This is a genomic window from Ancylobacter sp., from assembly GCF_965249975.1.
In the GTDB taxonomy this organism is placed as follows: Bacteria; Pseudomonadota; Alphaproteobacteria; order Rhizobiales; family Xanthobacteraceae; genus Ancylobacter.
Genome location: NZ_CBDFNE010000004.1, coordinates 660,236 through 684,894, shown reverse-complemented (window position 1 = coordinate 684,894; position 24,659 = coordinate 660,236). Strand labels below are relative to the sequence as shown.

General features: G+C 66.8%; 32 protein-coding genes. 10 read left to right on the top strand and 22 right to left on the bottom strand.

All coding sequences use genetic code 11. The features are described 5' to 3' along the window. Positions 1-21: 21 nt before the first annotated feature. Positions 22-1,200 (bottom strand): acetyl-CoA C-acetyltransferase, encoded by a 1,179-nt coding sequence (locus tag ACP2AH_RS07780; RefSeq protein ID WP_425105268.1) that lies wholly within the window; start codon positions 1,198-1,200, stop codon positions 22-24. Positions 1,201-1,458: 258 nt separating this feature from the next. On the opposite strand from ACP2AH_RS07780, the gene phaR reads away from it, so the two are divergent. Beyond that, positions 1,459-2,055, top strand: a complete 597-nt coding sequence (phaR, locus tag ACP2AH_RS07775; protein ID WP_425105374.1) for a polyhydroxyalkanoate synthesis repressor PhaR — start codon at positions 1,459-1,461, stop codon at positions 2,053-2,055. A 132-nt stretch (positions 2,056-2,187) separates the two neighbouring features. Here the strand turns inward: phaR and ACP2AH_RS07770 are convergent, their stop codons facing one another. The 3 genes from ACP2AH_RS07770 to ACP2AH_RS07760 form a co-directional block, all read right to left on the bottom strand. Next, positions 2,188-3,414 carry an alpha/beta hydrolase gene (locus ACP2AH_RS07770; protein ID WP_425105267.1) on the bottom strand — a complete coding sequence of 409 codons (1,227 nt, stop codon included), beginning with the start codon at positions 3,412-3,414 and terminating at the stop codon, positions 2,188-2,190. Positions 3,415-3,608: 194 nt separating this feature from the next. Next, a complete protein-coding gene (rpmF, locus tag ACP2AH_RS07765; protein WP_018387408.1) occupies positions 3,609-3,794 on the bottom strand; it encodes a 50S ribosomal protein L32 in 186 nt (61 codons plus the stop codon). A 147-nt stretch (positions 3,795-3,941) separates the two neighbouring features. Further along, a complete protein-coding gene (locus ACP2AH_RS07760) occupies positions 3,942-4,610 on the bottom strand; it encodes a biosynthetic peptidoglycan transglycosylase (RefSeq protein WP_425105266.1) in 669 nt (222 codons plus the stop codon). Between the two features lie 140 nt (positions 4,611-4,750). On the opposite strand from ACP2AH_RS07760, the gene ACP2AH_RS07755 reads away from it, so the two are divergent. Next, entirely contained in the window at positions 4,751-5,689 is a 939-nt protein-coding gene (locus ACP2AH_RS07755; RefSeq protein WP_425105265.1) for a polyprenyl synthetase family protein, read from the top strand. A gap of 97 nt (positions 5,690-5,786) precedes the next feature. Beyond that, the gene (locus tag ACP2AH_RS07750) at positions 5,787-6,062 is read left to right on the top strand and encodes a hypothetical protein (protein WP_244375160.1); all 276 of its coding nucleotides are present in this window, start codon (positions 5,787-5,789) and stop codon (positions 6,060-6,062) included. 152 nt (positions 6,063-6,214) lie between these two features. On the opposite strand, the gene leuB is transcribed toward ACP2AH_RS07750, so the two are convergent. From leuB to ACP2AH_RS07690, 12 genes are all read right to left on the bottom strand, one after another. Continuing rightward, positions 6,215-7,324, bottom strand: coding sequence for a 3-isopropylmalate dehydrogenase (gene leuB, locus ACP2AH_RS07745; RefSeq protein WP_425105264.1), 1,110 nt, complete (start codon positions 7,322-7,324; stop codon positions 6,215-6,217). 279 nt (positions 7,325-7,603) lie between these two features. Next, positions 7,604-9,175 carry a GMC family oxidoreductase gene (locus ACP2AH_RS07740; protein ID WP_425105263.1) on the bottom strand — a complete coding sequence of 524 codons (1,572 nt, stop codon included), beginning with the start codon at positions 9,173-9,175 and terminating at the stop codon, positions 7,604-7,606. A 15-nt stretch (positions 9,176-9,190) separates the two neighbouring features. Continuing rightward, on the bottom strand, positions 9,191-9,727 hold the full coding sequence (locus tag ACP2AH_RS07735) for a twin-arginine translocation signal domain-containing protein (protein ID WP_425105262.1): 537 nt from the start codon (positions 9,725-9,727) through the stop codon (positions 9,191-9,193). 69 nt (positions 9,728-9,796) lie between these two features. Further along, positions 9,797-10,192 carry a VOC family protein gene (locus tag ACP2AH_RS07730; RefSeq protein WP_425105261.1) on the bottom strand — a complete coding sequence of 132 codons (396 nt, stop codon included), beginning with the start codon at positions 10,190-10,192 and terminating at the stop codon, positions 9,797-9,799. 137 nt (positions 10,193-10,329) lie between these two features. Next, positions 10,330-10,671, bottom strand: coding sequence for a ribbon-helix-helix domain-containing protein (locus tag ACP2AH_RS07725; RefSeq protein ID WP_425105260.1), 342 nt, complete (start codon positions 10,669-10,671; stop codon positions 10,330-10,332). 85 nt (positions 10,672-10,756) lie between these two features. Beyond that, complete coding sequence (locus ACP2AH_RS07720) at positions 10,757-11,143, bottom strand: RidA family protein (RefSeq protein WP_425105259.1); 387 nt, start codon at positions 11,141-11,143, stop codon at positions 10,757-10,759. 57 nt (positions 11,144-11,200) lie between these two features. Further along, positions 11,201-11,806, bottom strand: coding sequence for a 3-isopropylmalate dehydratase small subunit (gene leuD / locus ACP2AH_RS07715; RefSeq protein ID WP_425105258.1), 606 nt, complete (start codon positions 11,804-11,806; stop codon positions 11,201-11,203). Positions 11,807-11,933: 127 nt separating this feature from the next. Then, positions 11,934-12,494, bottom strand: coding sequence for a cytochrome b (locus ACP2AH_RS07710; protein WP_425105257.1), 561 nt, complete (start codon positions 12,492-12,494; stop codon positions 11,934-11,936). 69 nt (positions 12,495-12,563) lie between these two features. After that, positions 12,564-12,974 carry a metallopeptidase family protein gene (locus tag ACP2AH_RS07705; RefSeq protein WP_425105256.1) on the bottom strand — a complete coding sequence of 137 codons (411 nt, stop codon included), beginning with the start codon at positions 12,972-12,974 and terminating at the stop codon, positions 12,564-12,566. A gap of 4 nt (positions 12,975-12,978) precedes the next feature. After that, a complete protein-coding gene (locus tag ACP2AH_RS07700; protein ID WP_425105255.1) occupies positions 12,979-13,113 on the bottom strand; it encodes a hypothetical protein in 135 nt (44 codons plus the stop codon). Between the two features lie 22 nt (positions 13,114-13,135). Further along, positions 13,136-14,557, bottom strand: coding sequence for a 3-isopropylmalate dehydratase large subunit (gene leuC / locus ACP2AH_RS07695; RefSeq protein WP_425105254.1), 1,422 nt, complete (start codon positions 14,555-14,557; stop codon positions 13,136-13,138). Between the two features lie 86 nt (positions 14,558-14,643). After that, positions 14,644-14,835 carry a hypothetical protein gene (locus ACP2AH_RS07690; protein WP_425105253.1) on the bottom strand — a complete coding sequence of 64 codons (192 nt, stop codon included), beginning with the start codon at positions 14,833-14,835 and terminating at the stop codon, positions 14,644-14,646. A gap of 229 nt (positions 14,836-15,064) precedes the next feature. Between ACP2AH_RS07690 and ACP2AH_RS07685 the strand changes: the two genes are divergently transcribed. Both ACP2AH_RS07685 and ACP2AH_RS07680 read left to right on the top strand, forming a co-directional pair. After that, positions 15,065-15,310, top strand: coding sequence for a hypothetical protein (locus ACP2AH_RS07685; RefSeq protein ID WP_421699913.1), 246 nt, complete (start codon positions 15,065-15,067; stop codon positions 15,308-15,310). A gap of 97 nt (positions 15,311-15,407) precedes the next feature. Beyond that, positions 15,408-16,163, top strand: coding sequence for a M15 family metallopeptidase (locus ACP2AH_RS07680; protein ID WP_425105252.1), 756 nt, complete (start codon positions 15,408-15,410; stop codon positions 16,161-16,163). Positions 16,164-16,249: 86 nt separating this feature from the next. On the opposite strand, the gene rplS is transcribed toward ACP2AH_RS07680, so the two are convergent. Then, entirely contained in the window at positions 16,250-16,669 is a 420-nt protein-coding gene (rplS, locus tag ACP2AH_RS07675) for a 50S ribosomal protein L19 (RefSeq protein ID WP_425105251.1), read from the bottom strand. 180 nt (positions 16,670-16,849) lie between these two features. Between rplS and ACP2AH_RS07670 the strand changes: the two genes are divergently transcribed. After that, positions 16,850-17,293, top strand: coding sequence for a DUF1036 domain-containing protein (locus ACP2AH_RS07670; protein WP_425105250.1), 444 nt, complete (start codon positions 16,850-16,852; stop codon positions 17,291-17,293). Between the two features lie 19 nt (positions 17,294-17,312). Here ACP2AH_RS07670 and trmD read toward each other — a convergent pair whose 3' ends face one another. The 4 genes from trmD to ffh form a co-directional block, all read right to left on the bottom strand. Beyond that, positions 17,313-18,014 (bottom strand): tRNA (guanosine(37)-N1)-methyltransferase TrmD, encoded by a 702-nt coding sequence (gene trmD, locus ACP2AH_RS07665; RefSeq protein ID WP_425105249.1) that lies wholly within the window; start codon positions 18,012-18,014, stop codon positions 17,313-17,315. Between the two features lie 9 nt (positions 18,015-18,023). Then, positions 18,024-18,566: a ribosome maturation factor RimM gene (gene rimM, locus ACP2AH_RS07660; protein WP_425105248.1), complete on the bottom strand. Its 543-nt coding sequence runs from the start codon at positions 18,564-18,566 to the stop codon at positions 18,024-18,026. 156 nt (positions 18,567-18,722) lie between these two features. Then, positions 18,723-19,091, bottom strand: coding sequence for a 30S ribosomal protein S16 (rpsP, locus tag ACP2AH_RS07655; RefSeq protein ID WP_244375143.1), 369 nt, complete (start codon positions 19,089-19,091; stop codon positions 18,723-18,725). A gap of 158 nt (positions 19,092-19,249) precedes the next feature. After that, on the bottom strand, positions 19,250-20,791 hold the full coding sequence (gene ffh, locus ACP2AH_RS07650) for a signal recognition particle protein (protein WP_244375142.1): 1,542 nt from the start codon (positions 20,789-20,791) through the stop codon (positions 19,250-19,252). A 259-nt stretch (positions 20,792-21,050) separates the two neighbouring features. Here ffh and ACP2AH_RS07645 point away from each other — a divergent pair, with 259 nt between their 5' ends. Next, entirely contained in the window at positions 21,051-22,568 is a 1,518-nt protein-coding gene (locus ACP2AH_RS07645) for a pyruvate kinase (protein ID WP_425105247.1), read from the top strand. Between the two features lie 24 nt (positions 22,569-22,592). Here ACP2AH_RS07645 and ACP2AH_RS07640 read toward each other — a convergent pair whose 3' ends face one another. Continuing rightward, entirely contained in the window at positions 22,593-23,003 is a 411-nt protein-coding gene (locus tag ACP2AH_RS07640; RefSeq protein WP_244375140.1) for a DUF930 domain-containing protein, read from the bottom strand. 135 nt (positions 23,004-23,138) lie between these two features. Here ACP2AH_RS07640 and ACP2AH_RS07635 point away from each other — a divergent pair, with 135 nt between their 5' ends. Genes ACP2AH_RS07635 through ACP2AH_RS07625 form a run of 3 tightly spaced genes read left to right on the top strand, consistent with a single transcriptional unit; the run spans position 23,139 to position 24,656 of the window. Further along, on the top strand, positions 23,139-23,873 hold the full coding sequence (locus tag ACP2AH_RS07635; protein WP_425105246.1) for a heme ABC transporter permease: 735 nt from the start codon (positions 23,139-23,141) through the stop codon (positions 23,871-23,873). Positions 23,874-23,883: 10 nt separating this feature from the next. Continuing rightward, complete coding sequence (ccmD, locus tag ACP2AH_RS07630) at positions 23,884-24,054, top strand: heme exporter protein CcmD (RefSeq protein WP_425105245.1); 171 nt, start codon at positions 23,884-23,886, stop codon at positions 24,052-24,054. Then, positions 24,051-24,656, top strand: coding sequence for a DsbE family thiol:disulfide interchange protein (locus tag ACP2AH_RS07625; RefSeq protein WP_425105244.1), 606 nt, complete (start codon positions 24,051-24,053; stop codon positions 24,654-24,656). The genes ccmD and ACP2AH_RS07625 overlap by 4 nt, the downstream gene beginning before the upstream one ends. Positions 24,657-24,659 lie beyond the last annotated feature (3 nt).

The following is a 24,659-nucleotide window of genomic DNA, read 5'->3' as shown; positions in this document are numbered from 1 at the left end:
TGCCCGCCGCGACCGTCCGCCTCAGTCGCGCTCAAGGCACATGGCGATGCCCATGCCGCCGCCGATGCACAGCGTGGCGAGTGCCTTCTTGGCGTCGCGCTTCTCCATCTCATAGAGCAGCGTGGTGAGGATGCGGGCGCCCGAGGCGCCGATCGGGTGGCCGATGGCGATGGCGCCGCCATTGACGTTCACCTTGTCGGTGTCCCAGCCGAGGTCCTTGTTCACCGCGCAAGCCTGCGCCGCGAAAGCCTCATTGGCCTCGATCAGGTCGAGATCGGCGGCGCTCCAGCCGGCCTTTTCCAGCGCGCGGCGGGAGGCGGGAATGGGGCCCGACCCCATGATGGCGGGATCGACGCCAGCCTGCGCCCAGGAGACGATGCGCGCCAGCGGCTTCTTGCCCGCGCTCGCGGCCCGGGCGGCGGACATCAGCACCACGGCGGCGGCGCCGTCATTGATACCGGAGGCATTGCCGGCGGTGACCGTGCCATCCTTGGAGAAGGCGGGGCGCAGCTTGGCCATCGTCTCGATGGTAGCGCCATGGCGCGGGTATTCGTCATCGGCGACGACGATATCGCCCTTGCGCGAGGCAATGGTCACCGGGACGATTTCGTCCTTGAACCGGCCCGCCTTCTGCGCCGCCTCAGCCTTGTTCTGCGAACGGACGGCGAAGCTGTCCTGCTCGTCGCGGGTGATCTGCCATTGGCGGGCGACGTTCTCGGCGGTGGTGCCCATGTGGTAGCCGTTGAAGGCGTCCCACAGGCCGTCCTTGATCATGGTGTCCACCATCTCAAGGCTGCCCATCTTGGTGCCGTTGCGCAGATGCGCGCAGTGCGGCGCCTGGCTCATCGATTCCTGACCACCGGCGACGACGATGTCGCTGTCGCCATTGAGGATCGCCTGATAGCCGAGGGCAACGGCACGCAGGCCCGAGCCGCAGAGCTGGTTGACGCCCCAGGCCGGGCTTTCCACCGGGATGCCCGCCGCCACCGAGGCCTGGCGCGCCGGGTTCTGGCCCGCGCCGGCGGTGAGGATCTGGCCCATGATGGTCTCGCTCACCTCGCCCGGCGCGACGCCCGCGCGCTCCAGCGCGGCCGCGATGGCGATCTTGCCCAGCTCATGGGCGGGCAGCGACGAGAGCGCGCCGTTGAACGCGCCTACCGCCGTGCGCGCGGCGCCGACAATGACGATGCCGTCTTTCATGAATGACGTCCTCCGGTACCGTTCCTGGATGCGGGCTCGGCCTCCCGGCCGGCGCCTCACCTTGTTATTTAGGTGTGACAGCATCGTGGTGGCCACCTGTGATCCATGTCAATGGCAGGCGGATATTCTTGACGTGAGGTCAGGCGTGCGCTGCACCCTGCCTTCGCGCGCGCCACAGGGCGCCACAATTCCTGTAGCCGGGCGACGGGAAACGTCCTAGAGTTTTCAATGGGAAACGATCAAGGCGACTGGATCACAATGGCAAAATCCACCGAACCCGTCACCATCAAGAAATACGCGAACCGCCGCCTCTACAATACCGGCACGAGCACCTATGTAACGCTCGAAGACCTCGCGCAGATGGTCAAGAACGGCGAAGACTTCGTCGTCTACGACGCCAAGACTTCCGACGACATCACCCATTCCGTGCTGACCCAGATCATCTTCGAGCAGGAAGGCAAAGGCCAGAACCTGCTGCCGATCAATTTCCTTCGCCAGATCATCCGCTTCTATGGCGACAGCATGCAGATGCTGGTGCCGCGCTATCTCGACATGTCGATCGAGAATTTCAGCAAGGAACAGAACAACCTGCGGGAACACTTCACCAAGACGCTCGGCATTGGCGGCATGGGAGGTATAGGCGGCTTCGGCATGCTGGAAGATCAGGTGCGACGCAACATGGAAATGTTCGACCGCACCTTCAAGATGTTCCTGCCCAACGGGCGCGACGAGGCGCCCACCGCGCCCGCAGCGCCTGCCGCTCCGCAGGCGGGTGATTTCGAAGAGCTGCGCCGCCAGGTGGCGGATATGCAGAAGCGGCTCGACAAGCTCGGCGACGGCGGCAAGAAGGACTGATCCGCCGGGGAAACGGCCGAGCCGGTTCTCGGCCGGCCCGGCGGCGCTGGCGCGGTGCCGCCTCACGTCACGCGCGAGGCCTCCCGCACCACCGACAGTGGCAAACCTGGATGCGGCGCCAGCGCCTGTGGGTCAGGGCTGCGCCACGGAATTGGCAGTGACGACGGCGGCATCGCCCGTGACCGCCCCATTCGCCGGCACCTGCACCACGGGCAGCCCCGAGGTCACCTGCGCCGCGCGGACACGGTCCAGCCCGACGAAGCGGATTCCCTCGACTTCGAGATTGGACGGTGGCGTCGCTTGTCCCTGCGCGGCGCGCGCGATCAGGCCGCGCAGTTCCGGCGCCATCTCCGCCAGCTGGGCGAACTTGGCGTGGTTATAACCGTCGACCGACTTCACCTTCGACATGTCGACGACGACGGCGCCCAGCTCGACCAGTTCGGTATCCTGGGTGTAGGCACCGAGACGGGGCTTGTCGCCAGCGATGAAGTTGGAGAAGGCCAGCGCCTTGTCGTCGCTCGACACGATGACGATGAACGGCTTGGGCGGCTTGCCAAAGCGCTTGAGCTGGCTCTTGAACACGTCGACATCGATGTCCGGCGCGGCCAGCACAATGTTGCCAATCTTCTCCACCGGCAGGCGCTTGCCGGAAATTTGGATCTGCCGCAGCGCCTCCACCGTCACCCAATTGCCCATGGAGTGCGCGACGATACTCACCTGATCGGCGCCGCTGTCGAAGACGAGGCGGATCGTCTCTTCCAGCCGGTCGCGGGCCGCCGTGGCGCTGTTATTGTCATAGACATAGTCGGCGACTTCGCCGCGCGACGCCCAGGTGAACAGCACCGGAACGCCCGTGGCCTTGGAATCCTCGGCCATCTGGGTGAGGCGATAGAGCGCCTCGGAGAACAGCGTGTTGTAGCCGTGGACGAAGATCACCGCCTGCCGCTTGCCGGCCGGGTATTTCGCCAGTTCGCTCTTGAGATCGGCGGTGAATTCCTTCGGCGTCTCGCGATAGACCGCCTCCCGCACCACCATGTCGGTGGCGGGATTAGGCGGCGATTTGGTCGGCGCCTCCACCATGCCTGGCTTGTGGGTGGGCGGCACGCTGACCTGGACCTTGGCGAAACTCAGCTCCGGGGTGCGCTCGCCGCTGTAGAACACGCCGGGCCGCGCGTCGCGCGCACGGGCCGAGGCCACCAGCAGCGTGTGGGTGCTGATGCTGACATCCTCATCGGCGATGACGGAGAGCGCGTCCGGCCCCGGGCGCGCGGCACAGCCGGCCAGAACAGGCGCGATCAGCGCCAGCGCCACGATCCAAACGAAGCCGCTGCGCGATCCGCGACTAGACTTACGCGACACGACTGGCTCTCCGTTCGATGCGCCCGATGCTCACCCCTTTACGGGGGCGGCCGGCACGATAGCAGTGGCGACCCTACAAGGATACGGCACCAACGCTTCTGGATCGTTACCGCCACGCGGGGCAAATGCCGGCCGAACACGCGAAAGCCGGCCCGAGGGCCGGCTTCAGACAGATCGGCACGGGTCCGGGGCGATCAGGCCTCAGCCTTGACCTTCAGAACCTGACGGCCCTTGTACATGCCGGTCTTCAGGTCGAGGTGGTGCGGACGGCGCAGCTCGCCCGAATCCTTGTCCTCAATATAGGTCGGCTTGGCGAGAGCATCGGCGGAACGGCGCATGCCGCGACGCGACGGGCTGGTTTTCTTCTTCGGAACTGCCATGGTCTTCTCCTGTCCCGGCCTGGCTCACGCCCAGTCGGAAGGGCCGCGCCGGATGGTGCGTAATTCGAGTGGCGGCTTATACAGACTCATGGGCGCGAGCGAAAGGGGCTGACGCAATTCTGTCGCACGCTTCCCGCGCGGTGCGTCTCACAGGCAGGAGGTCAGTTCCGGCCCCTCGCGCGGGATGCGCGCCTGCAGGTTTCCCGCCAGCCGGTTCAGCCCTCGTCCCGGCTTGCCGGCGTTGCGATTGTGCGGATTGGGCAGCATGACCGCGAGCAGCGCCGCCTGCCGTACGGTCAGATCGCGGGCGGAGCGACCGAAGGCCCGCTGCGCGCCGGCCTCGACGCCGAACTCCCCATCCGGCCCCCATTCGGCGATGTTGAGGTAGATCTCCAGCTGGCGATGCTTGGTCATCACCGCGTTCAGATAAAGCGCTAGCGGCAGCTCCAACCCCTTGCGGATGACACTGCGGCCGTTCCACAGGAACAGGTTCTTGGCGAGCTGCATGGTGATGGTGGAAGCCCCGCGCGGCGCGTTGAGCCCGTCCGATTCGTCGATCACCCCCTGCAATTCCACCATGTCGATGCCGGAATGGGAGCAGAAGCGCGCATCCTCCGAGGCCAGCACGGAACGGATGAGCGTCGGCGAAATGTCGTCGAGAGGCAGCCACACCCGTTCCACACGCTGGCCGGTGACCCAGCGGCCGAGCATCAGCGTGGAGGGCGCGGGCAGCACATTATAGAGAAGACCAAGCACGAGCGGGGTCGCCACCACCACGAGTGCGATCTTCCAGACCCAGCTCCACACCCGACCCATGCGTTCTCCCCGCCCCGGGCACTGTAGCCGCCCCGCTTCCGCCGGTCGACCGGGACGGGCTGCGGCAATCGCCTCGCTTGACCCCACCGCCCGCCTCGGGCACGCAACGCATTACCCCTCTTGAACGATCCCTCGGTCCGATGCCCGCCAGCGAAAACCGCCCGTCCCTCGCCGTGGCACTCGCCACCACCGCCGATTCCGTCGCGGCCTGGCTCGACGGCGCCATCGCCTGCAGCGGAGCGCCGGGCGCGCGTCTGTCGGCGGCGATGCGGCACGCCACCCTCGCTGGCGGCAAGAGGCTGCGCCCCTTCCTGGTGATCGAATCGGCAGCTCTGTTCGGTGTCCCCTCGCATGCGGCGATGCCGGCTGCGGCGGCGCTGGAGTGCATCCACTGCTACTCGCTGGTCCATGACGACCTGCCCGCCATGGACAATGACGATATGCGGCGCGGCCGGCCGACCGTTCACCGCGCCTATGACGAGGCCACCGCGATTCTGGCGGGCGACGGGTTGCTGACCCTCGCCTTCGAGATCCTCGCGGATGACGCGACCGACGCTGATCCGGCGGTGCGTCTCGCCCTCGTCGCCAGCCTGGCCCGCGCGGCGGGAGTGGCAGGGATGATCGGCGGGCAGATGCTCGACCTCGCCGCCGAAGGCCGGTTCGCGGAAGGCGCGGCGCACGGCGTTCCGCTCGATCTGCCGGCGGATTCCATCATCGAGCTGCAGGCGATGAAGACCGGCGCGCTGCTGCGCCACGCCTGCGAAGCGGGGGCGCTGCTGGGGCGGGCCAGCCCGCCTGAGCGCGCCAGCCTCGACCGCTACGCCCGCGCGGTCGGCCGCGCCTTCCAGATCGCCGACGACCTGCTCGATGTCGAGGGCGAGGCGGGGCTGGTGGGCAAGGCCGTGGGCAAGGATGCCGCCGCCGGCAAGGCCACATTGGTCGGAAAGCTGGGCATTGAGGGCGCGCGGGCAGAGCTGGCGCGGTTGGTTAGCGAGGCGGAAGCGGCCCTTGCCGACTTTGGCAGCGCGGCCACACTTCTCGTGGAAGCGGCATATTTCATCGCCGATCGGCGCAATTAGGACTTTCATCATCTCGACGGAACGATAAGTTCCGGGCAATGTTGTACCGAACGAGACCGTCCGCGCCGCGCGACGCGACCGTTTCCTGGAGGTTGAGATGCGTGTCGCCCTTTTCGCCCTTGCCGCTCTTGTCGCCGGCTCCGCCGTCGTCGCCACGGCCCCTGCCCAGGCGCAGGACAGCAACCGCATCATCATCCGCAAGCTGCCGCCGCGCTCCTATCTCGATCCCGGCCCGGTGGTGAAGCCCGGCACGGCGCGCGACCTCAACTACATCTACGTCGCCCAGTCGGTGTACCCGCAGTATGGCAATGATGGTGGCATCACCGGCATTCGCTGGCCGCTGCCGAGCCGCTTCGATCTGCCGGGCTACTGATTCGCCCCGTTTTTTCGGCGCCGCTGCCTGACGACACCAAAGCCCGGCTCGCGCCGGGCTTTTTCATGGGCCGAGCCGCGACACAAAAGCCCGGACAGCAAAAAGCCCGGCACAGGCCGGGCTTTTCATAAGGTCGGAGCGGGTCCGGCGGCTCAGTTGGCCTTGTCGAGCTCGGCGAGGATGGCATCGCCCATGCCTGACGTGCCGACCCGGGTCTTGCCCTCGGAATAGATGTCGGCCGTGCGAACGCCGCCCGCCAGCACGCCGGCGATCGCCGCTTCGATGCGGTCGGCGGCTTCCAGTTCGCCGAAGGAATAGCGCAGCGCCATGGCGAGCGAGCCGATCATGGCGATCGGATTGGCAAGCCCCTTGCCAGCGATATCAGGCGCGGCGCCGTGCACGGGCTCATAAAGCGCGCGGCGACGGCCGGAGACCTCCTCGACGCCGCCCAGCGAGGCGGAGGGCAGCATGCCGAGCGAACCGGTGAGCATCGCCGCCACGTCGGAGAGAATGTCGCCGAACAGATTGTCGGTAACGATCACGTCGAACTGCTTGGGGGCGCGCACCAGCTGCATGCCGCAGGAATCCGCCAGCTGATGCTCCAGCTCGACATCCTCATAAGCCGAGCCGTGAACCTCGCTCACCACCTGCTTCCACAGCAGGCCGGTCTTCATCACATTGTGCTTCTCGGTGGAGACCACCTTGTTGCGACGGGTGCGGGCGAGCTCGAAGGCGACGCGGGCGATGCGCTCGATCTCGTAGGATTCATAGACCTGAGTGTCGACGGCGCGCTTCTGGCCATCGCTGAGGTCGGTAATGGTCTTGGGCTCGCCGAAATAGACGCCGCCGGTCAATTCGCGCACGATGAGCACGTCGAGACCCTCGATCAGCTCACGCTTGAGGCTGGAGGCGTCGGCGAGCGCGGGGTAGCAGACGGCGGGGCGCAGATTGGCGAAAAGCTGCAGGTCCTTGCGCAGGCGCAGCAGGCCCGCCTCCGGCCGGTCCTCATAGGGCACATTCGCCCATTTGGTGCCGCCCACGGCGCCGAGCAGGATCGCGTCCGCCGCGAAGGCCTTGGCCATCGCCTCCTCGGAAATCGGCTGGCCGCAGCAATCATAGGCGGCCCCGCCGACGAGGTCTTCCTCGATGGCGAAAGAGGCGACGCCGCGCCGGTCGAGCCAGTCAATGACCCGCTTCACCTCGGCCATCACTTCGACGCCGATACCGTCGCCGGGAAGAAGCAGGAGCTTGTGGGTCGCCATGGTTTCCTCGCATTCGCCTGTGGCCCGAGCCTCTGTCTCAGGCGAAGCGTTGCTAATCGCTAAGCCTGACGCTGGCAAGACATTGGCCGCCGCGGCGCCGGCGAGCGCACCCTGGCGCGGAAGAAAAAAGCCGCCGGCGCGCAAACGCCAGCGGCCTGGAGCCGGATCCGACTAAAGCAAGACGAGCGGATCACGCTCGAGTGGGACGAGAGTATAGGCGTCGCCCCAAGAGGCGGCCGGGGGGCATCCCGACAGACCTCATACGCAGCCTCCGCGCGATCAGATCGTCTTGCGCGACATTTCTCCCGCAATGAAATCCGCCTGGCGCAGCGCCAGGGCGACGATGGTCAGCGTCGGGTTCTCGGCGCCGCCGGTGGTGAACTGGCTGCCGTCGGAGATGAACAGGTTCGGGATGTCGTGCGTCTGCCCGTGCTTGTTCACCACGCCGTCGCGCGCCTTCTCGCTCATGCGGTTGGTGCCGAGATTATGCGTCGAGGGGTAAGGCGGCGTTGGGAAGGTGCGCACCGCGCCCACCGAATCATAGATCGCCGCGCCACGGCTATAGGCGTGGTTGCGCATCGCGACATCGTTGGGGTGATCGTCGAAATGCACATTGGCGACCGGCAGGCCGTATTGGTCCTTCACATCGGTGTTCAGGGTGACGCGGTTGGTCTCCTGCGGCATGTCCTCGCCGACGATCCACAGCCCGGCCATATTGACGTAGCCATCCATGGCGGAGGTGAAGGAACGGCCCCAGCCACCGGGATCGAGGAAGGCGGCCATGAACGGCACGCCGAGCGAGAGCGTCTCCATCTCGTAGCCGCCGGCGAAGCCGCGTTTTGTGTCGTTCTTGGCCTCGTCGCGGACGATGCCGGCCATGGTGGTGCCGCGATACATGTGCACCGGCTTCTCGAAGATGCCGTAGACCGAGCCGGTCATGTGCCGCATGTAGTTGCGCCCCACCTGCCCCGAGGAATTGGCGAGCCCGTCCGGGAACTGGCTGCTGGCGGAGTTGAGCAGCAGGCGCGGGCTTTCGATGGAGTTGCCGGCCACAGCGACGATGCGCGCCTTCTGGCGCTGCGTCTTGCCGTCCTTGTCGACATAGACGACGCCGGTGACCTTGCCGGTGGCGTCATGCTCGATCTTCTGCACCATGCTCTGCGGCCGCACTTCCAAATTGCCGGTGGCCTCGCCGCGCGGAATCTCGGCGATCAGCGTCGACCATTTCGCGCCCGACTTGCAGCCCTGGAAACAGAAGCCGATCTGCTGGCAGGAGCCCCGGTCGGCGCGCGGCTCGCTGTTGATCGCCATCCGGCCGGTCGAGACCTCCTGGTAGCCGATCTTCTTCGCCCCGGCCTCGAACACCTTGAAATTGTTGTTGCCGGGCAGGCCGGGAATGCCGTTGGTGCGGGTCACGCCCATGCGGTCTTCGGCCTTGGCGTACCAGGGTTCCAGCTCGGCCAGCGTGATCGGCCAATCGAGTAGATTGGCGCCGTCAATGTCGCCATAAGTGGTGCGGGTCTTGAACTCGTGCTCCTGCAAGCGCAGCGACGCGCCGGCCCAGTGCACGGAGGAGCCGCCCACCGCCTTGACGATCCAGGCGGGGAGATTGGGAAAGTTCTTGTGCACCCGCCACGAGCCGGACGTGGTGCGCATGTCTTTCCAGGCGAGCTGGGAGAAGCTCTCCCACTCGTTGTTGACGAAGTCTTCCATGTTGTGGCGCTGGCCGGCTTCAAGGATCACCACCTTGATGCCCTTGAGCGCCAGCTCGGTGCCGAGCGTGCCGCCGCCGGCGCCGGAGCCGACGATGACCACGACGGAATCGTCATTCAGATCGAAGGGTGCGGACATGGGTTGAGCCTCCCCTCACAGCCAGGCGATGTCGTTGAAGCCGCGGTCGATGTAACCGCCCTTGTCGGCCGAGGAGCCCTCATAGCCGAAGATCGGCCATACCTCCTCCTGGTTGTAGAGGCCGACCACGAGGCCGCCGCGCACCTTCTGGAAGAAGGCGCTGTCCTCGATCTCGCGCAGCACCGCCACCCGCTGGTCCTCCCAGCCGATATCGGCATAGGCCGCGCCGTACTTCGCCTGGGACAGGGTGTCGAGGGTGATGACGCCGTCTTCCACCAGCGCCTTCAGCGCCGGGTCCTTGGCCGCGTCCGCCTCATAGGGCTTCATGGCGATGGCGTAGAAGCGGTCGGGCACCCGGTCATGCGGATAGACGTCGCGCGCCATCACGATGAGCGTGCGCATGGTCTCCGGCTTCAGCGCGGTGACTTCCAGCCCCCACGCCTCGCGCGGGTTGAGCACGGCCGCGCCGCTCACCATCAGCGCACCGGCCGCACCGAGGCCGGCGAGCACGGCGCGGCGTGAGGGGCCGCGCCTGTCGATCAGTGTTGGCATTGTTACCTCCCGGTAATTTTATGTATTATTTTATGATATCCGCGCCGCTTGGCGTATCGGCGCGGTCGTTCAGCGGTAGCGGCCGTGTTTCTGCAGCACCTCGATCTTGTAGCCGTCGGGATCGGTGACGAAGAAGAACTTGGCGAGCAGCGCGCCCTCTTGGGAAAACTCCTTGACCGGCTGCGGATTGAGGCCAGCTTCTGTGAAGCGCGCATGCTCGGCGTCGAGATCGTCCACCACGAAGGCGATATGGCCGTAGCCGTCGCCCAGGACATAGGGCTCGGTGCGGTCGTGGTTGATGGTCAGCTCGACCTCGAAATCGGCTTCCGAATTGCGGAGATAGACCAGCGTGAAGCCGTCAAAGGGAAGCCGCTGCGCGATCGTCAGCCCGAAGGCCCGCGCGTAGAAATCCACCGAGCGCGCCTCTTCGAGCACGCGGATCATCGAATGAATGGCCTTCGCCACCTGTACCTCCGACCTTGAACCTCATTCGGCGACGCAGGTCGCCTTGACGAGGATGCTAGGCCGCCGAGGGAGCGGCAGGTGGTAGACCGCTAACACATCACCACGATGTGCATTGCCGGTGCGGCATGGCCAGCCACCTATTCGGCGGCGTGGAGATGCACCCGGGCGCTCTCGCAGAGATAGCGCTCGCGGGCGGCCGCGGGAGCAATGCCGGCAGGACGCAATTCGGCGAGGTAGATCAGGCAGGAGCAGCGCAGCAGCGAGGCGAAGTTGCGCACCTCGCCATGCAGGTCGAGCACCTCGTCATGCAGCTTGGTGACGAATTTGCCCACGCTCATGCCCTGATGGGCAGCGACCTCTTCCAGCACGGTCCAGAAGGCGGCTTCGAGGCGAATCGAGGTGGAATGGCCGCCAATGCGCACCGAGCGCGTCTGGCTGTCATAGGTTTCGGGCGCCTGGCCGGCGAAGATGTGGCACATGGAGCGTCTCCCGGGGTGTTCTCGTTTTGAACGATTCCATCCCGAGATGCGGGCGCTGTAAAGCGAAAAGGCTTCGAGGCTGGGCTCAGCCTTGCCGGCGTGCCGTCACCTCGATCTCGATCTTCATCTGCGGTTGCAGCAACCCGGCGACGATGAGCGTGGCGGCGGGTCGGGCCTTAGCGAAATACTGACCGAAGATCGGAAAAACGGTCGCGGCATAGTCCGCCTCGGTCACGATGTAGCGCACGCGTATCACATCATCGAGGCTGGCGCCCGCCTCAGCCAACGCAGCGGCGATGTTGCGGAAGCAGCCATGGGTCTGCGCCACCAGATCCTCTGGCAGTTCCATGGCGGCATAATCATAGCCTGTGGTGCCGGAGACGAAGATGTCGTTCCCATCCACCACGGCGCGGGAATAGCCGGCCTCCGCCTCGAAGGCGGAGCCGGAGGAGATACGCCGACGCTCGGTCATTCAAGCCTCCCGGGCACCGCCACGCGGCGGCGCCGTCATGCTCACGCCCAAGGGCGTTCAGGCCCACGGGCGTTCCTCGGCGAGCTTCTGCTCGAAGGACGCGATCTTGTCCGCCTTCACCTGGGTGAGGCCGATATCGTCGAGGCCGTTGAGCAGGCAGTGCTTGCGGAACGGGTCGATGTCGAACGAGATCGAGCCGCCATCCGGGCCGGTGATGGTCTGGCTTTCGAGATCGACGGTGATCTTGGCATTGGCACCGCGCGCCGCGTCGTCGAACAGCGCCGCCAGCTGTTCCGGTGTCACCCGGATCGGCAGGATGCCGTTCTTGAAGCAGTTATTGTAGAAGATGTCGGCGAAGGACGTGGAGATCACGCAGCGAATGCCGAAGTCGAGCAGCGCCCAGGGCGCGTGCTCGCGCGAGGAGCCGCAGCCGAAATTATCACCGGCGATGAGAATCTGCGCGCCCTTATAGGCCGGCTTGTTGAGCACGAAATCGGGATTGTCCGAGCCGTCTTCCTTGTAGCGCAGCTCCGAGAACAGCCCGGTGCCGAGCCCGGTGCGCTTGATCGTCTTCAGATACTGCTTCGGGATGATCATGTCGGTATCGACATTGACCAGATGCAGCGGCGCCGCGACGCCGGTCAGGGTGGTGAACTTGTCCACGGCACTCTCCTTAGATTCCGGAGGCGGCGCATGCCGCTCCCCGTCAGATATTCCGCCTTCGCCTTCCGCCCGTACGGCTGATGTGCCCTGACCGCGCGCCTTTCCGCAAGCTGAACCCGCGCGGGGATCAGCGGCGCGGCAGCATGCGGCGCAGCACGTCGTCCTTGAGAACGTGGTGGTGCACCAGAGCCGCCGCCGCGTGCAGCAGGGCCAGCACGACCAGCGCATTCGCCAGAAGCTCGTGCCACTCGATGACCTGGCCGGCGGCCGTCCGGTCCACCTCCACCGGGGAGGGAAACGTGAACAGGCCGAAGAACGTCACCTCATTGCCGCGCAGGAAGGCGAGATAGATGCCGACCAGAGGTGTCGCGACCAGCAGGACATAAAGCAGCACATGAACCGTCGTCGAGGCCAGGTGAACCGGCCGCGACAGGGCCGCCGAGGGCGGCGGCACCGGCCCGACAAGCCGCGCGACGAGACGCAGCAGGACGAAGCCGAGGATCGTCAGACCCACGGAGATGTGGATCCACCAGATGAGGGCGCGCCCGGGCGTGCCGCGCGCGAAAAAATCTTCGAGATAGGTGACGCCATAGGTGACGACGATGGCGAGCACCGTCAGCCAGTGAAGCGCCCGCAGCGGCAGGCTGTAGCAGGGTTCGGCGGAGGGGACGGATGAAGGGTTTGACATGTGCTTTGCCTTGGCTCTCACGTTTGGAGAGATTCTAAGCAGAGCCCTACTCCGTTCCCATGCGGTCCGCTACGTATCCGCCTCCTCCTCGATCCGTTCCATGTCCTCGTCCGACAGGCCGAAATGGTGGCCGATCTCATGCACGAGCACATGGGTGACGATATCGCCCAGCGTCTCCTCATTCTCCGCCCAATAGTCGAGGATCGGCCGGCGGTAGAGGAAGATCATGTTGGGCAGCACGCCGGTCGCCAGTTCATAGCCCTGCGCCAGGCCGATGCCCTGGAACAGGCCGAGCAGATCGAACGGCGTTTCCGCCTCCACCTCCTCCAGCACCTCGTCGGTGGGGAAATCCTCGACGCGGATGACGAGATTGCCGCACAGGGCGCGGAACTCCTCGGGGAGGCGGGCATAGGCCTCCTCGGCCATGGCCTCCATCTCCCCCAGCGAGGGCGCCCCGCGCTTCAGCCAATCCGCACTCATGGTCTCACCGCAGATAGGTCACGAGAAGATAGACGGCGAGCGCGAAGGCAACGACCACGGCCAGACCCCGCCCGATGCGACGGCCCCACATTTCCATGGGGTCGTCGGGCGGTGGTTCCCAGAACGGATCGCCCCTCATCGCGGCGCCCTCCCCCGTGCGTTCAGCCCGCGCGCGGCCAGCTGCGCACGTCGACGAAACGACCGGCGATCGCCGCCGCCGCCGCCATGGCGGGCGAGACGAGATGCGTGCGGCCCTTGTAGCCCTGCCGGCCCTCGAAATTGCGGTTCGAGGTGGAGGCGCAGCGCTCCTCCGGACCGAGCTTGTCGGCATTCATGGCGAGGCACATGGAGCAGCCAGGCTCGCGCCAGTCGAAGCCCGCCGCCTTGAAGATGGCGTCGAGCCCCTCGGCCTCGGCCTGCAGCTTCACCAGCCCCGAACCCGGCACGATCATGCCGGAAACGCCCTCACGCACCTTGTGGCCACGTACGATGGACGCGGCGGCGCGCAAATCCTCGATGCGGGCATTGGTGCAGGAGCCGATGAACACCTTGTCGATGGCGATGTCGGTGATCTTCGTGCCGGCGGTGAGGCCCATATAGGCCAGCGCGCGCTTCTTGGCCTCGCGCTTGTCGGCGTCGTGGATCAGTTCGGGATCGGGCACGGTGCCTTCCACCGAGATCACGTCTTCCGGGCTGGTGCCCCAGGAGACGATGGGCGGCAGGGCAGCGCCGTCGAGGCGGATTTCCTTGTCGAAGAAGGCGCCGTCATCCGTGCGCAGCGTGTCCCAATAGCGCAGCGCCGCGTCCCAGGCGGCGCCCTTCGGCGCGCGCGGGCGGTCCTTCACATAGGCATAGGTGGTCTCGTCCGGCGCCACCATGCCGGCGCGGGCGCCGCCCTCGATCGACATGTTGCAGACCGTCATGCGGCCTTCCATGGTGAGGTTGCGGAAAACCTCGCCGGCATATTCGATGACATAGCCGGTGCCGCCGGCGGTGCCGGTGGCGCCGATGATGGCGAGCGTCACATCCTTGGCGGTCACGCCGTCGGGCAGCCGGCCATCGACCAGCACTCGCATGTTCTTGCTCTTCTTCTGGATCAGCGTCTGGGTGGCGAGCACATGCTCGACCTCCGACGTGCCGATGCCATGGGCGAGCGCGCCGAACGCACCATGCGTCGAGGTGTGGCTGTCGCCGCAGACGATGGTGGTGCCGGGCAGGGTGAAGCCCTGCTCTGGGCCGATGACGTGGACGATGCCCTGGCGCTTGTCGAGCTCGTTGAAATACTCGACGCCGAATTCGCGGGCGTTCTCGGCCAGCGTCTCGACCTGGGTGCGGCTCTCGGGATCGGCAATGCCGAAGCGGCGGTCGGTGGTCGGGACGTTGTGATCGACCACGGCCAGCGTCTTCGACGGCGCGTGCACGCGGCGGCCGGCCACGCGCAGCCCCTCGAAGGCCTGCGGGCTGGTGACCTCATGCACCAGATGCCGGTCGATATAGAGGAGGCAGGTGCCGTCCTCCTGACGGTCGATGACGTGGTCGTCGAAAATCTTGTCGTACAGGGTACGGGGAGCGGACGTGCTCATGCTGGGCGTCTCATGCGAAGAGGAAAACAGGGGCGGGCAGCAGCGCGGCCGGGAGCACAAAGCCGTAAGGCGGCTCCGGGCGGCGCTCAGCTAAGCCCGGCGACCGCGCAGGCGGTGAAGCGTCCGAAAAAGCGAGCCGGCAGGCGGACATGGTCCGGCACGGCGGCAAAACCGATGGTGGTCGGCAGGCGGCGGCGGGCCTCCGGGCGCGCGGCGCCGGGCGCCGGCGAGGTCGCCGCGCCACAAATAGCCGTGATAGTGAAGCCATGCGCCATCATGGAACCCTTCTAGCAAGTCTCGGCGCGGCAAACAATCGCTGCCACCCTCCCCGCCCGGAATGGCGCTGCACGAGGGCGTGAACGCAAGCAACTGACCGAAATATTGGAATAATGTATTCCAAAGTAAATGACGGCGCTTAGTGCGGAAACCCCGTCATTTCTCGCCGATTATATTCGATGTGGCGTAGCGTCATGCGTGGCGTTAAGCTGATTCGGGGAAGGGAGGGGAATGATGCGCCTGTCCGATATCGCTTTGATCGCCGCAACATTTGCCACTTTCGCCGCTGTGGAAGCCGGCAATCGCGTGGAAATGCGGCCGCAGGAAGTGGCAAAGATCCAGCACCCGCAATTGATTACCTGCCCGCTGCGCAAGCCCGACTTCGCCACCGTCATGCAGGCCGCCATGCTCGGCGACGGCACGCTGCTGGTCGAGCAGCAGACCAACACCCGCGTCGCCCATATCAAGGACTGCTGACGCGCGCCGGCACACCCTTCCGCAACGGCATCATCCTCTGGACAGGCTCCGGCGGCGGTGGCAAATCCCGTTCCTCGTTGCGAACGAGGTCCATGCGATGCCCAAGCTCTTCCTGCTTCTGCTGGCGCTTGTGGCAGCGTCGGCGACCGCCCGCAGCAGCGATCTCCACGAGGGCTTCGTGCGGCTGCACAGCCTCGCCCCCACCATCCGCCAAGAGATGCGCTATGCCGGCAGCCACAATTTCGTCGGCCGCCCGATCGCCGGCTATGAGGCGCCGGACTGCGTTCTCACCCGTCCGGCCGCCGAGGCGCTGGCTGCCGCCGCGCGGGAGCTGGCACCGGAGGGGCTCGGCTTAAAGGTCTATGATTGCTACCGCCCGGCGCGGGCTGTCGCCGCTTTTGTCGCCTGGGCGAAGGATCTGTCCGACGAGACGATGAAGCCGGAATTCTATCCCCGCGTGCCCAAGAGCGAGCTTTTTGCCCGCGGCTACATCGCAGAGAAGTCCGGTCACAGCCGGGGCAGCACGGTCGATCTCGCGCTGGTGAGGCTGGAGCAGGCGCCAGCCAAACCTTGGAGGCCCAGCGACCCGCTGGCGGATTGCGCCCTCCCCGCCGGCCAGCGCTACGCTGACGCGACACTCGATTTCGGCACCGGCTATGACTGTTTCGATGTGAAAGCGCATCACGGCGCCGCCGGCATCACGGCGGAGGCCACCGCCAACCGGGAGAAGCTCAAGACGCTGATGCAGCGCCACGGCTTCACGCCCTATGCCGAGGAATGGTGGCACTACACGCTGGCGAACGAGCCTTTCCCCGACACCTATTTCGATTTTCCCGTCACGGCCGCGCCCTGAACGGCACCCGGCACGGGCCAAATGAAAAGGGCGGCCGAAGCCGCCCTGAACATCGTCTGACAGTCCGGCCCGAGCCGGAGCCGGAATCACTCGGCCGCGGCGACCGGGGTCGTAGCCGGGCCCTTCTTGCGGCTGCCGGCGTTCTTGTCCTGGCGCTCGGCGATACGGGCCGACTTGCCGCGACGGTCGCGCAGGTAATAGAGCTTGGCGCGGCGCACCTTGCCGCGACGGACAACCTTCAGGCTGTCGATGTTCGGGGAGTAGAGCGGGAACACGCGCTCGACGCCTTCGCCGTAGGAAATCTTGCGGACAGTGAAGCTCTCATTGATGCCGCCGCCATTGCGGGCGATCACGACGCCCTCATAGGCCTGCACGCGGGTGCGCTCGCCTTCCTTCACCTTCACATTGACGATGACGGTATCGCCCGGCTGGAAGTCGGGGATGGCGCGCACTTCGGCCAGCTTGGCAGCCTGCTCGATGTCGAGCTCGCGGATAATATCGACCATTTCTATCACCTCAGGCGGGATCGACCGTGGCACGTCAGGCCCGGCGCCCGCATCTTGCTGTTGTCAGTTGGTAGTGACGGCGCGCCCTATACGCGACCGCCGACGTTTTGTCATGCAGTTTTCATTGCATTCCCTACTTGGGTAGTGCCCACTGCGCGCTTAATGAAGCGGGAGCCTCAAATGCGTCAGTTTTTCATCCTGTCGGCCATGAGTGTCGCAGGATTGCTGGGCCTTGTGTCCGAGGGCCGGGCGGACTTCAAAATCTGCAACAGGGCGAACGAAACCGTGAATCTGTCGATCGGCTACGACAATTCCGACTATGGCTGGACGTCGGAAGGATGGTGGAAGCTGGCGCAGGACGAATGCACCGTCATGATTCGCGGCCGGCTGGCTAACCGCTACTATTACATCTACGCGGCGGGCGAAGAGGGTGGCACCTGGTCGGGCTCCAGCAAGCAGGAGGGCGGCCACTTCTGCATCGCCGCCGAGAAATACACGCTGCACAACCGCGACCACCAGACCGGGGACACGCTCGATTGCGAAGAAGCCGGCTTCACGAGCGTGAAGTTCGACGAGGTCGACACCAAGAGCAATCAGAACTTCACTTATGAACTGACCGAGTAGGCGCAACGCGCCGGCGGGCTCAACGCCCGCCGGTGTCGCGATAACGCGCCCAAAGGTCCGGCCGGCGCTCCCTGGTCACCGCCTCCGCCTGCTCGCGCCGCCAGCGGGCGACCTTGGCGTGGTCGCCGCCGGTGAGAATGGCGGGGATCTCCATCCCCTCGAAGCTCTGCGGACGGGTGTATTGCGGGTATTCCAGCAGGCCGGCGGAAAAACTCTCCTCCGTGCCGGATTCCGGATGCCCCATCACCCCCGGCAGCAGCCGCACGCAGGCATCGAGCAGCACCAGCGCGCCGATCTCGCCGCCCGACAGCACGACATCGCCGACCGATACTTCTTCCAGCCCGCGCGCGGCGACGAGGCGGTCATCAACCCCCTCGAAGCGACCGCAGACAATGACGACCCCCTCCCCTGCGCTGAGTTCGCGCACACGCTTCTGCGTCAAAGGCGTCCCGCGTGGCGTCATCAGCAGGCGCGGACGGGTGTCGCCCTCCGGCGCGGCGGCGTCCACCGCGCGGGCGAGCACGTCGACCCGCATCACCATGCCCGGCCCGCCGCCGGCGGGCGTGTCGTCCACCGAGCGGTGGCGGTCGGTGGCGTGCTCACGCGGATCGACCGTCTCCAGCGTCCAGCCGCCCTGCGCCAGAGCGCGGCCGGCCAGCGACAGGCCGAGCGGGCCGGGAAACATGTCGGGGAAGATGGTGAGAACCGAGGCGCGCCACATCAGCGGCCCCTAACCCTGGTCCGCCTCAGGTGGCGGGGCTTCCTCGCGCACCCACTCGCCGGGATCGACGACAAGCCGGCCCGCCTTGAGGTCAACCTTCGGCACTACCGCCTTGGTGAAGGGCAGCATCAGCGTCTTGCCACCGGCTTCCGGCGCGATTTCCAGAATGTCGCCGGCGCCGAAATCATGCACCGCCAATACCTTGCCGAAGGGCGCGCCTTCCACGGTCTCGACGGCGAGGCCGATCAGGTCGGCATGATAGAAATCGTCTTCCTCCTCCGGCTCGGGAAGGAGGTCGCGGGCGACGAACACACCTTGATTGGTCAGCGCTTCCGCCGCCTCGCGGGTGTCGACGCCCTCCAGCCGGGCGACGAAATGCTCCTTCGCCGGCCGCAGCGTCTTGATGCGGAACACGCGCGTGCCGGCCTCGTCGGTCAGCGGGGCGTAGTCCTGCAGCGAAGACGGGTCTTCGGCGAAGATGAACAGCCGCACCTCGCCGCGCACACCATGCGGCGCGCCGATACGGGCGAGGAGAATGCGGTCCTGGGGCATGGGGTGCGCTCTGAAATGACCATCCTTCGAGGCTCGCTCACGCTCGCACCTCAGGATGACGTCATTCCCGGCACGAGAACCGCGTCATCCTGAGGTGCCGCGAAGCGGCCCCGAAGGAGGCTCAAGCAGGGCGACACAAGGCCGCCCCGCCCAAACTCACTCCGCCGAAGCGGCGGCAGCGGCGGCGGCTTCAGCAGCCTTGGCGGCCTCGGCGGCGCGCTCCTGCGCCTTCTTGCCGGGCACGGCCTTGTTCGGGTTGTTGCGCGGAGAACGCTTCACCAGTTCGAGGCTGTCGAGGAAGCGGGCGACGCGGTCGGTCGGCTGGGCGCCCTTGGCGAGCCAGGCCTTGGCCTTCTCGGTGTCGAGCGTGAAGCGGTCGGCGGCGTCCTTGGGCTTCAGAGGATCGAAGGTGCCGATCTTCTCGATGAAGCGGCCATCGCGCGGGGAGCGCGAGTCGGCCACGACGATGCGGTAATAGGGACGCTTCTTGGCGCCGCCACGGGCGAGACGGATCTTGAGGGACATGCGGGTCTTCCTTTCAGGTGCTTCGTTTTAAGTTTCGCCGTCATCCCGGACGAAGAGAGCGTAGCGAACGGAGATCCGGGATCGTTTACCGAGGAGTCCGGAGAACGATCCCGGATCGCCGCCTGCGGCGCCGTCCGGGATGACGGATAGTCAAGGCATCACTTCTTCTTCCCCGGGAAGCCCGGCAGGCCCGGAAGCCCGCCCGGCTTGGTTCCCAGCCCCGGCAGCCCGCCCGGCAGGCCGGGCATGTTGCCGGGGAAATTCGGCGGCAGACCGCCGCCGGGCAGGCCGCCCGGCATCTTCTCGGCCATCTGCTTCAATTGCTCGGGGCTTGGCATGCCGCCGCCACCGCCGAGGCCGAACATGGAGGCGAGCCCGGCCATCGGGCCGCGCTTGGCGCCGGGGGCGCCCATCGCCTTCATCATGTCCGCCATCTGGCGGTGCATCTTCATCAGCCGGTTGACGTCCTCGACCTTGGTGCCCGAGCCGGCAGCGATGCGCTTGCGGCGGGAGGCGTCCAGCAGCTTGGGATTGCGCCGCTCCTTCTTGGTCATCGAATCGATGATCGCCTTCTGCCGCTTCAGCACGCCGTCATTCATGCCGGAGGCGGCGAGCTGGTTCTTCATCTTGCCGACGCCGGGCAGCATGCCCATCAGCCCGCCAAGGCCGCCGAGCTTCTCCATCTGGTCGAGCTGCATGCGCAGGTCGTTGAGGTCGAACTGCCCCTTGCGCATGCGCTCGGCGGCGGCCATCGCCTTCTCGGCGTCGAGATTCTCAACCGCCTTCTCGACGAGCGAGACCACATCGCCCATGCCGAGGATGCGGCCGGCGACGCGGCGGGGATCGAAATCCTCCAGCGCGTCCATCTTCTCGCCGGTGCCGAGCAGCTTGATCGGCTTGCCGGTGACGGCGCGCATGGAAAGGGCGGCGCCGCCGCGCCCGTCGCCATCGGCGCGGGTCAGCACGATGCCGGTGAGACCGACGCGCGCGTCGAACGCCTTGGCGGTGTTCACCGCGTCCTGGCCGGTGAGGCTGTCAGCGACGAGCAGCACTTCGTGGGGCTTCGTCGCGGCCTTCACCTCGGCCACTTCCGCCATCAGCGCCTCGTCCAGCGTGACGCGGCCGGCGGTATCGAGCATCACCACGTCATAGCCGCCGAGGCGGGCGGCTTCCATGGCGCGGCGGGCGATCTGCACAGCGGACTGACCGGCGACGATCGGCAGGGTAGCGACACCGACCTGGGTGCCGAGCGTGGCCAGCTGCTCCATCGCCGCCGGGCGGCGTGTGTCGAGCGAGGCCATCAGCACCTTGCGGTTGCCGCGCTCGGTCAGGCGCTTGGCGATCTTGGCGGTGGAGGTGGTCTTGCCCGAGCCCTGCAGGCCGACCATCAGCACCGGCACCGGCGGCGCGGCATCGAGGTCGATCGCCTTGGCGTCGGAGCCGAGCATGGCGACGAGCTCGTCATTGACGATCTTCACCACCATCTGGCCGGGGGTGACCGACTTGATCACCTCGGCACCGACCGCGCGCGTCCTCACCTTGTCGGTGAAGGAGCGCACCACGTCGAGCGCCACGTCGGCCTCGATCAGGGCCCGGCGCACCTCGCGCATGGCCTCGTTCACGTCGGCCTCGGTGAGGGCGCCGCGTCGTTTCAGCCGGTCGAGTATGCCGCCAAGGCGGTCGGTCAATGAATCGAACATGCGTTCGCTCCGGTGCTTTCCCCCAGCTCACAGCGCAATGCCAAACGGCGCCCGAGGGCGCAAAGCGCTGTCGGGCGTTGACCTCCGGTCTCGGGGACCGGGCGGCGGATCGGCTCGCGGGTTCTGCGAGGATGCCGGCTTGGTAAGCGCCGCCCGCCGCCAAGTCAAGTTTTGACGGCTCTTTGCGGGCGATTACGGAGGTCACAGCCTCGTAACAGCCCCATCCTATAGCGTGCCCATCCTCGCGAGGAACCTGGTCATGACCCACGACACCGCCCCCCTCCCCGCCATTAGCGAGAGCGCCGCCGATGACTGCGCCGCTCTGTTCGAAACGCTGCTCTCACTACGGACGGCGGTGATCGAAGAAGCCGCCCCGCTCATCGAGCGGTTCCGGCGCGAGGCCGGCCGCGAGGACGCCGCGCTGGACAACCTCGCTTATTATCTCGCCCTGCGCCGGCATGAACTGCGCCCGCTGCAGCGGCAGCTGATGCGGCGCGGCCTGTCCTCGCTCGGAAGGCTGGAAAGCCGGGTGCTGCCGACGCTCGACGCCGTGCTGGCGGCCCTCGCGGCGCTGGCCGGCCGCGCGGCCCCCTTCGCCACGCCGGACGAAGCCGCCTTCTTCGCCGGCGAAGCCCGGCTCGACGCCGCCGCGTTGGCGAGCCTCGGCCCGGAGCGGGCGGGGCGCTACACCCGCATCATGGTCACCCTGCCCGCTGAGGCGGCGGACGATCCGGCGTTCATCCTCGCGCTGGCGCGGGCCGGCATGGATGTCGCCCGCATCAACTGCGCCCATGACGCGCCGGATGCGTGGCGTCGCATGGCCGAACATGTGCGCGTGGCAGGCGAGGCGGTGGGACGCCCCATCGCCGTGCTGATGGACATTGCCGGTCCGAAGATTCGCACCGGCGCCGTGCTGCCGATGCGCAAGGGCAAGCCTTCCGGCAGACTTCTGCCGGGCGACACGCTGCGCCTGGTCGCCGAGGGTGAACCGCGCGTGGACGAGGCCGCGCTGTTCAGCGCCGCCGTCTCGTTGCCCGAGATCGTCACCCGCCTCGCGGTCGGCCACCGCGTGCGCTACGACGACGGCAAGGTGGAAGCGGTGGTCGAGAGCATGCGCGAGGACGAGGCGATCCTGCGCATTCTTCATACCCGTCCCGGCGGCACCAAGCTCAAGCCGGAGAAGGGCATCAACCTGCCCGACACCGCGCTCGGCCTCTCGCCGCTCACCGACAAGGACGATGCCGATCTCGCCACCGTCATCGAATGCGCCGATCTCATCGGCTATTCCTTCGTCAGCCGGCCGGAAGATCTCGACCTACTCGACGCCGCCATCGCCCGCCACGGCGCGGGGCGCGAGCGCCCGCTCGGCCTGATGGCCAAGATCGAGCGCCCGGAGGCGGTGCGCAACCTGCCCGATCTGATCGCTCGCGCCGCCCGCTTCGGCCATTTCAGCGTGATGATCGCGCGCGGCGACCTCGCCGCCGAAATCGGCTTCGAGCGGCTCGCCGAAATGCAGGAGGAACTGCTGTGGATCTGCGAGGCCGCGGCCGTTCCCTCGATCTGGGCGACGCAGGTGCTGGAGGATCTGGTGCGCAACGGCATTCCGTCACGCGGTGAAATGACCGATGCCGCCATGGCCGCCCGCGCCGAATGCGTGATGCTCAACAAGGGCCCAGCGGTGGTGGAAGCGGTCCAGCTGCTCGACCGGCTGCTCGGACGCATGGCCGACCATCTCGACAAGAAGACCCCGACCCTGCGGGCGCTGCGCTCCTGGTAAGGCCGTCGGCTCCCTTGGCGGCGCTCACTGCCCTACGAGGTAGTGGGCGCCCCATTCCGAAGTGGGGATCGCCGCGCCCAGCGTGTAGTGGAAGCTGGTCACGTCGAGACCGTCATGCGCGGTCTCGCATTCATAGGCGATGTGGTACCAGGTGCCGCCCGAGCGCACCGCCGCGCCCGGCGCCTTGATCTTCCACCCCTTCACCACGGGATCGCGATAGGCATAGGCGACGAGTTCGTCCGGGCGCAGGCCCTTGCCCGCCCGCTGAACCTCGCCCATCGCCCGCGTGTTGCACACCTGCTCGATCCGCTCCGAGGGCTCCAGCTGCATCATCTCGTCCTGGGTGGAGCGCGCCTGCGCACTGGACAGGGCACCGACCGGCAGCGCGACCAGCGCGAGCAGAAGGGCAGCGGGGGCGGCGGCGATGTGCGGCATAAGCGCTCGAATCCTATTCGGTCGACGATGCTCTCCTTCAATAGCGCAGATTTGGCGATGCTATGGCGTCCCATCCGTATTTCGACAGGGCGCCTGCGAGTTGCCGAGTGCCGAGCGGGAGATTAGAACCGCCCCATGGCGCTGATGGACCTTGCCAACCCCACCCGTTTCCTCGCCCTTTCCGGGCGCGTGCTGCCATGGCTGAGCGGCCTCGCCCTCGTGACGCTGGCGATCGGCTTCGTGCTCGCCTTCCGCGCCCCGGCCGATTACCAGCAGGGCGAGACGGTCAAGATCATGTACATCCACGTGCCTTTCGCGTGGCTGGCCATGTTCGGCTATTCCATGCTGGCGGTCTCCGCGCTTGGCATCCTCGTCTGGCGGCATCCGCTGGCGGATGTGGCGCACAAGGCGATGGCGCCCATCGGCGCAGTGTTCGCCTTTCTCTGCCTGTTCACCGGCTCGCTCTGGGGCCGGCCGATGTGGGGCACCTATTGGGTGTGGGACGCACGCCTCACCTCCATGCTGGTGCTGCTGCTGCTCTATCTCGGCCTCTTGGCGCTGCGCTCGGCGATCGAGGACCCCAATCAGGCGGGTCGGGCGGCGGCGGTGCTCTCGCTGGTCGGCTTCGTCAACGTGCCGATCGTCAAATTCTCGGTCGACTGGTGGAACACGCTGCACCAGCCCGCTTCGGTGTTCCGCATGGACGGTCCGACCATTCATTCCAGCCTGCTCTGGCCGCTGCTGATCTGCGCGCTCGGCTTCACGCTGCTGATGCTGGCGCTGCACATGGCGGCGATGCGCAACGAAATCTACCGCCGCCGTCTGCGCGTGCTGGAAGCGCGCGCCGCCGCCGAGGCGACCTATGCGTGAGGCGCCCTGAATGTTCGGCGAGCACGGCTTTTTCATCCTCGCCTGCTATGGCGTGAGCGCCCTCGCCCTTGGCGGGCTGGCGTTGTGGATCGTCCTCGACGGCCGCGCCGTGCGCCGTCGGCTGAACGAGATGGAGGCGCGCGGGGTACGCCGCCGCTCGGCGGGACGGAGCGACGCATGAGCACGCCCCCGGACACCCCGAACGCGCCCCCGGCCGCACGGTCCGGCCGCCGGCTGCTGGTGCTGTTGCCCCTCGTCGCCTTCCTGGCGCTGGCCGGGCTGTTCTATGGCCGGCTGTTCTCCGGCGATCCCTCGCGCGTGCCCTCGGCGCTGATCGGCCGGCCCGCGCCCACCCTCGACCTGCCGCCGCTGGACGGCCTGACCCGCGACGGCCAGCCCGTGCCGGGCCTTGCCTCGGCCGGGCTGAAAGGCGAGGTCACGGTGCTGAACGTCTTCGCCTCCTGGTGCGTGCCCTGCCGCGACGAGCACCCGTTCCTGGTCGAGCTGTCGCAGATGCCCGGCTTCCGTCTCGTCGGGCTGAACTACAAGGACGATGCCGGCAACGCCCGCCGCTTCCTCGGCCGCTTCGGCAATCCCTATGCCGCCGTCGGCGTCGACGCCAATGGACGCGCCGCCATCGACTGGGGGGTCTATGGCGTGCCGGAAACCTTCGTCATCGGCAAGGACGGACGCATTGCCTACAAGTTCATCGGCCCGCTCGACGCGGACGGGTTGAAGTCGCGGCTGCTGCCGGAAATCGCCAAGGCGCAGAAGGCGCCTTAGAAC